Below are 8,663 nucleotides of genomic sequence, written 5' to 3' on the forward strand. Positions count from 1 at the left end.
CGATCTCGCAGTTCGCGCCCATGAGCCCGCCCGGGCTCGAGCGCCTGGTGCGGCAGTGCCTCACCCGAGATCCCGACGAGCGCTGGCAGTCCGCCGGCGACGTGCGCCGCGAGCTGGAGTGGATCGGGGGCAGCTCGTCGCAGAGCGCCGCGGCGATGCCGGCGGTTCCGGGGCGGCGGAAGAAGTCGTCGCGCGGGCTGGCCGGTTTGATTGGCGGGGTCGCGATTGCGGCGGCCGCTCTGGCGGTTTCGTTTGGCCCGTGGAGCGGGAAGTCGGCAGACATGCCGCTGATCCGTTTCATGGTCGGGGCGCCCGCGGGCACCACACTCCAGATGCCGGCGGAGACGGCGCTATCGTCCGACGGCTCGATGCTGGTGTTCGTGGCCGCCGACAGCGTGGGCGATACCCACCTGTACCTTCGTCCGCTGTCGAGCCCCGAGGCGCGTGTCGTTCGCGGAACCAGCGGGGCCGCGCTGCCCTTCTGGTCGCCCGACGGCCGCATGCTGGCCTTCTTTGCGGAGGAGAAGCTGCTCAAGGTTGCGCTGGACGGGAGCGCACCGGTGGCGTTGTGCGACGCGCCCGATCCGCGCGGGGGCGACTGGTCGCCCGACGGCGTGATTCTGTTTGTGCCCAACAACCAGGGGCCGATATCGCGCGTGTCCGCAAACGGCGGAACACCGGTAACCGTAACGCGCGTGGACAAGTCGCGTGGCGAACTGGGTCACCGCTACCCGCAGTTCCTGCCCGACGGCAACCACTTCCTCTATGTCGCGATTGGTTCGGGAGACGAAGTCACCACCTTCGCCACCACGCTGGACGGGGGCGATCCGGAGGAAGTATTGACGACCGGCTCGATGGGACGCTGGGCGGAACCCGGCTACCTGCTGTTCCTCGATAGCGGCGTCAATTCCGCGCGGCGGCGGTTGCTGGCGCAACGGTTCGACGCGGGGGCGCGCCGTCCCGTGGGAGACGCGCTCCTTCTGGTGGATCCGGTGAGTTCCAGCAACTTTGGTTATCCCAACGCGGCCACGGATCTGCATGGAACGCTGGTGGTGCAGCACCAGTCGCAGATGCATATGCGCCTGACCTGGCACGATCGCACCGGGGCGACGGTTGGCGTGGCGGTGGAGGACATCACGGCCGGTGGCGGCGCGCTGAGCCCGGACGGCAAACTGCTGGCCTACGGAGACAACGGCACCAACGACATCTACATCCGGGATCTCGCCAGCGGTGTCGCGACGCGGCTCACCTTCGAGGGCAAGCGCGTCAACAACCCGCTGTGGTCCCCCGACGGCCGCACGCTGGCGTTCTCGCGCATCAAGGGGTCGGCCGGATGGGACGTGTACACGAAAGCGACCGATGGCACCGGGCCCGACGCCCAGCTCTTCCAGGGACCCGGCCTGTTTGCGTTTCCGATGGACTGGTCTCGCGACGGCCGCTGGCTGGTGGCGCAGTGCGCGGATACCACCGGGAACTACGATCTGTGGAAGATCCCCATGGACGGCAGCGGGGAACCGGCGGTCTACCAGCAAACCCCCGCGCAGGAATCGGGCGCGTCGTTGTCGCCGGACGGCCGCTGGATCCTGTACAACGCCGTAGAGGGCGGCAAGCCCGGGTTGTTCGTGCAGTCGTTTCCCGAACCGGGGGCGAAGTACCAGGTGGCGCTTCCCGAGGCGGTCGGGTCCAGATGGTCCGCGCGCATGGACGAGATTCTCGCCGCCAATGCGCGTGGTGAGATCTTCTCCATCCAGGTTTCCACCGAGAGCGGATTCCGGCAGGGAGCAACCCGCAAGCTGTTCTCCGTTTTGCCCCCGGACAATTTCGTCGACATCGAACGCGGCGAACAGCGCTTCCTGATGGCCACACCGGTAGAGGGTTCCGGGGGATCACGACTCGAGGTCGTGCTCGGCTGGCCGCTGCTCATCGCGGGACAGAAGTAGCCGATGCCGATGAACCCCGGAACAAAAATAGGCCCTTACGAAGTCATTGCGCCGCTCGGTGCGGGCGGCATGGGCGAGGTGTTTCGCGCGCGCGACTCGCGCCTCGCGCGCGACGTCGCCATCAAGGTATTGCCGGACGTGTTCGCCTCCGACCCCGAACGGTTGGGGCGCTTCGAACGCGAGGCACGCCTGCTGGCATCGCTCAACCACCCCAATGTGGCTTCCATCCACGGCGTCGAGGAAGTGGACGGGAACCGCTACCTGATCCTCGAGTTCGTCGACGGCGAGACGCTGGCCGCGCGCATCGCGCGCGGGGCGCTGCCGGTGGACGAAACCATCGAGGTGTGCCGGCAGATCGCCGCGGGTGTGGAAGCCGCGCACGAGAGCGGCGTCATCCATCGCGACCTGAAACCCGGCAACGTGATGATCACGCCCGACGGCGGCGTGAAGGTGCTCGACTTCGGGCTCGCCACCAGCGGCGGGGGCGGCGCGGGCGTTTCCAGCAGCGATATGACGCATTCGCCCACAATGACCAGCCCCGCGACGCGCGCGGGCGTCATCCTGGGCACCGCGGCGTACATGAGTCCCGAGCAGGCGCGCGGGCGCGGCGTGGACCGCCGCACCGACATCTGGTCGTTCGGCGCCGTGCTCTACGAGTGTCTGACAGGCAAGCCGCTCTACGAGGGCGAGACGGTGTCGGACCTGATCGCGCGCATCCTCGAGCGCGAACCGGACTGGAACGCGCTGCCCTCGAACACGCCCGCGCGCGTGCACGAGTTGTTGAAGCGCTGCCTGCGCAAGGATCCGAAGGAACGCCTGCGCGACATCGGCGACGCGCGCCTGGAACTGTCGGACGCCAATGTGTGGACGGCCGCCGCACCGGCCGCCGCCATACCGGCTGCGCGCAAGCGGCCGCTGGCGTGGATGATCGCGACGGCCGTGCTCGTGGCCGCGCTGGCGGCTTCTATTATGATGAGGCCCGCACCGCCAAGGCCGGATGCGCACACCATGCGCCTGTCGGTGGCGCTGCCGCCGGGACTCCAGGTGAGCCTGGAGGTTCCCGACGCCGTGATCTCCCCGGACGGGAGCACGCTGTTGTTTGCGGCCAGCGACACCACCGGCACCACGCGGTTGTACGTACGCAAGCTCGACGCCGCGGTGATCCGCTCGGTGCCCGGCAGCGAGGGCGCGGTGATCCCGTTCTGGTCGCCCGACAGCCGGCAGATCGCGTTCTTCGCCGGCGGGAGCTTGAAGCGCATGGCAATCGATGGTTCGGGGGCCCAGGTCATCGCTCCCGCGCCGGCGCCGCGCGGCGGCGACTGGGGACCGGGCGACGTCATCCTGTTCCAGCCCAATGCGTCGGGTCCCATCATGAAGATCCCCGCCAGCGGCGGCACGCCCGCGCCGGCGACCACGCTCGACACGGAAAACAAGGAAACCGCGCACCGTTTCCCGAGTTTTCTCCCCGACGGCAAGCACTTCCTGTATGTCGCGCTACCCGGACCGGACGGAATTCCACAGACGCGCACCGGTTCGCTGGACGGTGTGGCCGGCCCCGTGCTCCTGACGTCGCTCAGCCGCGCCACCTGGGCGCCGCCCGGCTACCTGCTGTTCAACCAGAACGAATCGGTGGTGGCGCAGCCGTTCGATGTGTCGTCGCGCACGTTGCATGACACACCGCAGCTGGTGCCGGATCTGTACAACACCGCGGGCCAGTATTCCGGCTCGCCGGTCATCACGGCATCGCCGGACGGAAAACTCGTGCAGCGGGAGTTGAACCTGAGCGGCATGGCGATTGTACTCATGGACCGCTCGGGACGGGTCACGCGGCGGCTTTCCCTGCCGGCGGGGAAGTACGGCGGGCCGAGTTTCTCTCCCGATGGCAGGCGGCTGAGCGTGGTGCACTGCCGCGTGGACGAATACGATGAACGCGTCTGGGTGATTGAACTGGCGCGCAGCCTGTCGACGCGTTTCGCCTTCGACGGCGAGTACGACATCGATCCGCGCTGGACAACGGACGGCTCGCGCGTCGTGTGGGGCTCGGACCGGGCGGATGGACGTGACCTGTACTGGAAGCGGTCCGACGGATCGGGCACGGAGGAGTTGCTGGTGGATGCCCCCGGCCTGTTCAACGATCCGACGTGCGTCACGTCGGAGTACGTCCTGTTCCGCTCGCTGAGCGGCCAGACCAACGAGGACATTTGGATCGCGCCGCTCATGGGCGGGGGTGAAGCGAAGCCGTTCATCCTCACGCCGTTCGACGAGATCGACGCGGTGGTCTCTCCCAATGAGCGCTGGGTGGCCTACCGCTCCAACGAGTCGGGACGCTTCGAGCTCTACGTGACGTCGTTCCCGGAACCCGGGAGCAAGACGCGCGTGTCCGAAAACGGTGCGCAGCCGACCCCCAACGTGCGCCCGGTGACCATCGCCTGGCGCCGTGACGGGCGCGAGTTGTACTACGTGGGGGGCGACGGGCGCACGCTGATGGCGGTTCAAGTGGAAACGGAAGGCGGCTTTCACGCCGGCACGCCGAGGCCCCTCCTGCGCCTGCCGCGCGAGACCGTCGACGCCGCCGTTTCTCCCGATGGTTCGACGCTGGCCGTCATTGTGCCGGCGGAGACCAACGCGCGCTCGATTCTCAACCTGGTGATCAACTGGTCCGCGGAGCTGAAACCATGAACCTCACCCCGGGAACGCGGCTGGGTCCCTACGAAATCGTCTCCCCGCTCGGCGCGGGCGGCATGGGCGAGGTGTACCGCGCCAAGGACACGCGCCTCGACCGCGAGGTGGCGGTCAAGGTGCTGCCGCGGCACCTCTCGGCCAACCCCGAGGTGCGCGCGCGTTTCGAGCGCGAGGCGAAGACCGTCTCGAGTCTCAACCACCCGCACATCTGTACGCTGCACGACGTGGGGCGCGAGGGCGATACCGATTTCCTCGTCATGGAACTGATCGAGGGGGAGACGCTGGCGACACGTCTCGACAAGGGAGCGTTGCCGGTGGGGGAGACGCTGCGCATTGCGTCCCAGATTGCCGACGCGCTGGATCGCGCGCACCGCGCCGGCGTCGTGCACCGCGATCTCAAACCCGGCAACATCATGCTCACCAGGAGTGGCGCCAAATTGATGGACTTCGGCCTCGCGCGCGTGACCGGTCTCGCCGGCGCGCCCGGGAGCGGCGTGTCGGTGGCGGCACTCACCCAGTCGCCCACCCAGGCGCAGCCGCTCACCGCGGAAGGAACCATCGTGGGCACCTTCCAGTACATGTCGCCCGAGCAGCTGGAGGGGAAGGAAACCGACGCGCGCAGCGACCTGTGGGCATTCGGCTGCGTGCTCTACGAGATGGCCACCGGCAGGCGCGCCTTCGAGGGCAAGAGCCAGGCGTCGTTGATCGGCGCCATCATGCACGCCGAGCCGGCACCGGTCTCACAGGTGGCGCCCGCGACGCCGCCCGAGGTCGACCGCATCGTGCGCGCGTGCCTGGTGAAGGACCCCGACGACCGCGTGCAGAGCGCGCACGACCTCAAGCTGCAATTGAAGTGGCTCGCGGACGGAGCATCGTCGACATCCGGTGCCGCCGCCGTGACGGCGCATGCGCCGGCCGCCATAGCACCGCGGCGCCCGTGGTTGCCGATGGGAATCGTGGCCGTGGTCGCGGTTGCGGTGACGGCGCTCGTGATGAGCGTGCTGCCGCGCGGCGCGAAGCAGGCAACGACGTCGCGCGGACCCGAGCGCTACCTGCTCGGCAGTGCGGATCTCGGTTCGAGTTCCACGCCCGTGATCTCGCCCGACGGGTCGTACGTGGTGTACAGCGTGCAGGAGGCGGACCGCAGGCGTCTGTTCCGCCGCGACCTTGCGTCGTTGGAGGCGGCGCCCATCGCCGGCACCGAGGAGGGCTTTGGCCCCTTCTTCTCGCCCGATGGCGCGTGGATCGGTTTCTGCTCGGGAAAGGCCCTGAAGAAGGTGCCGGCGGCGGGCGGTGTGGCGCAGATCATCACCCCGGGTGACATGAACGCCGCCGACTGGGGCGAGGACGGGATGATCTACTACTGCCCCAGCGAGGGCGGCGAGGGGACCACGGCACTGGCCCGCGTTCCCGCCACCGGTGGACGGGTGGAGATCATCGCCACGCTGGACACGACCATCAACGAGTCCGACGCGTGGCTGCCCGAGATCCTCCCGGACGGGCGCACGGTGCTGATAACGATATCCGGGGGGAGTTCGTCGTGGCACATCGTGGGCGTGAAGCCCGACGGGTCGCGGGTGGAGCTGATTGAGAACGCGATCCTGGCGCGGTACTCGCGCGCGGGGGCCCTGGTTTACGTCGACCTCACGTCGCAGGCGGTCCTGGCGGTGCCCTTCGACGCGGCGAAACTCGCCATCACGGGTACCGCGGTTCCCCTCACCGAGCCCGTCGACGCCAACTTCTGCTTCGATATCGGCGGTGACGGCATGCTGGTATACGTGCCCGTGGCCGGCGCCGGCGCCGGTGCAGAGGTGGTGTGGATCGAGCGCAACGGCGCGGCGACACCGGTGATGGACACGCGCAGCACCTGGACGCAACCGCGGGTGTCTCCCGACGGCAACCGCATCCTGCTGCGCAAGACCGCCACCAACTGCGAGCTATGGATGTACGACATCGAGCGCGCATCGCTGGCGCGCATCGTCCAGGGGGCGGACAACCACGACCCCATCTGGTCGCCGGACGGGCGGCGCATCGCCTACGAAGAGGCCAGCGCGGGCGGCCGCATGGTCGCACTCACGGTGGAAGGCGCGCGCAACGTCACCGTCGTCGCATCGGGAGCGGGACGGGGGCAGCCGCAGTCGTGGTCGGCGGGCGGGAACCGGCTGGTGTATACGGTGAGCGGGCGTGGCACCGGCGATGACATCTGGACCTGCTCGATGGATGGCGCGGGTGCCCCGGAGCCGTTCCTGGATAGCCGCTTCGACGAGCAGGTTCCGGCCATATCCCCGGACGGCCGCTGGATCGCGTACGTAACCAACGAGTCCAGCACGCGGGAGGTGTTCGTGCGGCCGTATCCGCCCACCGGCGACGCGTGGCAGATATCTGTGGGCGGCGGTGGCAGTCCGTTGTGGTCGCGCGACGGCCGCGAGCTGTACTTCACCTCCGGGACGACGATGTACGCGGTGCCCATCGAGACGCAGCCCGGGTTCAGCCCCGGCAAACCGGTGGTGCTCTTCGAGGGCGGGTTCAACACCAGCCGCGCGCGCGACTTCGACGTGGCGCCCGACGGACGCTTTGTCGCCGTGCGCGTGCCGGGCGGCCAGGCGGGGCAGCGCGAGGTGCGCGTGCTCCTGAACTGGCCGGCGGAAATGCAGCGCGTGGCGGGCCCGACGCACTGATGCGGTCATGCGCTCTCTTGCCACGCTGATTGCTATTTTTGTTCTCGCCCTTCCCGCCGCGGCGCAGGAGTCCGGCGCCGGCTGGGAACTCGTGGTGCTCGGCGTTGCGCAGGACGGCGGCATGCCGCACCCGGGTTGCACGAAGTCTCCCTGCGCGGACGTGTTCGCGGGCACGCGGCGGGCGGAGAAGGTGAGCTGCCTCGGGCTGGTCAACCGCGACACCGGCGCCGCCTACATGTTCGACGCCACACCCGACTTCACCGACCAGCTCAACGCCCTCACCGGCGGCCGCGCGCCCGACGGCATCTTCCTCACCCACGCCCACATCGGCCATTACCCCGGCCTCATGTTCCTGGGCAAGGAGGCGATGGCGGCGGAGGGTGTTCCGGTGTACGGGACGCGGCGCATGTGCGACTTCCTGGCGACCAACGGGCCCTGGAGCCTGCTGGTCGAAAACCACTACATCGCGCTGCACGAGATCACGCCGGGCAGCGCGGTCGATCTGGGCGACGGCCTGCGCGTGACGCCGATGCTGGTCCCCCACCGCGACGAGTTCACCGACACGGTGGGCTTTCTCATCGAGGGGCCGCGGGCCCGGGTGATCTTCATTCCGGATATCGACAAGTGGGAGAAATGGGAGCAGAATCTGCGCGACGTGGCCAACACGGTAGACGTCCTGCTGGTGGATGGCACCTTTGGTTCGCCGGATGAGCTGCCGGGGCGGGACATGGCGCAGATCCCGCACCCCCTGATGACGGAGACGCGCGCGCTGCTGCAGGGAACCAGCGCCGAGCTGTGGTTCATCCATTTGAATCACTCGAACCCTGCGCTCGTGAACGGGGCGCGCGACGTGGTGCGTGAGGGGCAGGTTTTTGAGCTGTGAGTTGGAAGCAACGTGCGCGCGGCACAGCCGCGCGTGTGCGGGAGGTGATTACCCATGAGTGACAAGGAACGGCTGTTCAGGCTCACCGAGTTCGCGGCATGCGCCGGTTGAGCCTCCAAGTTCAGCGCGGCGGGACTGCGCGAGATACTCTCACAACTGCCGATGCCGGTTGACCCCAACGTGCTCGTGGGTCACGCGGGCAGCGACGACGCCGGCGTGTATCGCCTCGGCGACGAGCTGGCGATGGTGCTGACGGTGGACTTCTTTACGCCCATCGTGGACGACGCGTACGACTACGGGCGCGTCGCCGCCACCAACTCGCTCTCGGACGTGTACGCCATGGGCGGAAAGCCGGTGGTCGCGCTCAACATCGCCGGGTTCCCGGAGAACAAGCTCCCGGCGGACGTGCTGCGCGAGATCATTCGCGGCGGCGCCGACGTGGCGCGCGCGGCGGGCGAGTCCATCGTGGGCGGTCACACC

General features: G+C 68.6%; 5 protein-coding genes. All 5 read left to right on the plus strand.

Features of this window, described 5'->3' with window-relative positions; translation table 11 throughout:
* On the plus strand, nucleotides 1–1,940 hold a 1,940-nt coding region (locus OEX18_15140; GenBank protein MDH4338603.1), incomplete at its 5' end, for a hypothetical protein.
* Between the two features lie 9 nt (nucleotides 1,941–1,949).
* Entirely contained in the window at nucleotides 1,950–4,619 is a 2,670-nt protein-coding gene (locus tag OEX18_15145; protein MDH4338604.1) for a serine/threonine-protein kinase, read from the plus strand.
* The gene (locus tag OEX18_15150) at nucleotides 4,616–7,300 is read left to right on the plus strand and encodes a serine/threonine-protein kinase (protein ID MDH4338605.1); all 2,685 of its coding nucleotides are present in this window, start codon (nucleotides 4,616–4,618) and stop codon (nucleotides 7,298–7,300) included. The genes OEX18_15145 and OEX18_15150 overlap by 4 nt, the downstream gene beginning before the upstream one ends.
* Before the next feature lie 7 nt (nucleotides 7,301–7,307).
* Nucleotides 7,308–8,183: an MBL fold metallo-hydrolase gene (locus OEX18_15155; GenBank protein ID MDH4338606.1), complete on the plus strand. Its 876-nt coding sequence runs from the start codon at nucleotides 7,308–7,310 to the stop codon at nucleotides 8,181–8,183.
* 54 nt (nucleotides 8,184–8,237) lie between these two features.
* Nucleotides 8,238–8,663: selenide, water dikinase SelD (selD, locus tag OEX18_15160; protein ID MDH4338607.1), on the plus strand; the 426-nt coding region annotated here is incomplete at its 3' end.

The organism is Candidatus Krumholzibacteriia bacterium (assembly GCA_029865265.1).
Lineage (GTDB): Bacteria > Krumholzibacteriota > Krumholzibacteriia > WVZY01 > JAKEHA01 > JAKEHA01.

Coding starts and splice junctions, on each gene's coding strand:
- OEX18_15145 (MDH4338604.1), top strand. CDS start 1,950: ATGAACCCCGGAACAAAAATAGGCCCTTACGAAGTCATTGCGCCGCTC.
- OEX18_15155 (MDH4338606.1), top strand. CDS start 7,308: ATGCGCTCTCTTGCCACGCTGATTGCTATTTTTGTTCTCGCCCTTCCC.
- OEX18_15150 (MDH4338605.1), top strand. CDS start 4,616: ATGAACCTCACCCCGGGAACGCGGCTGGGTCCCTACGAAATCGTCTCC.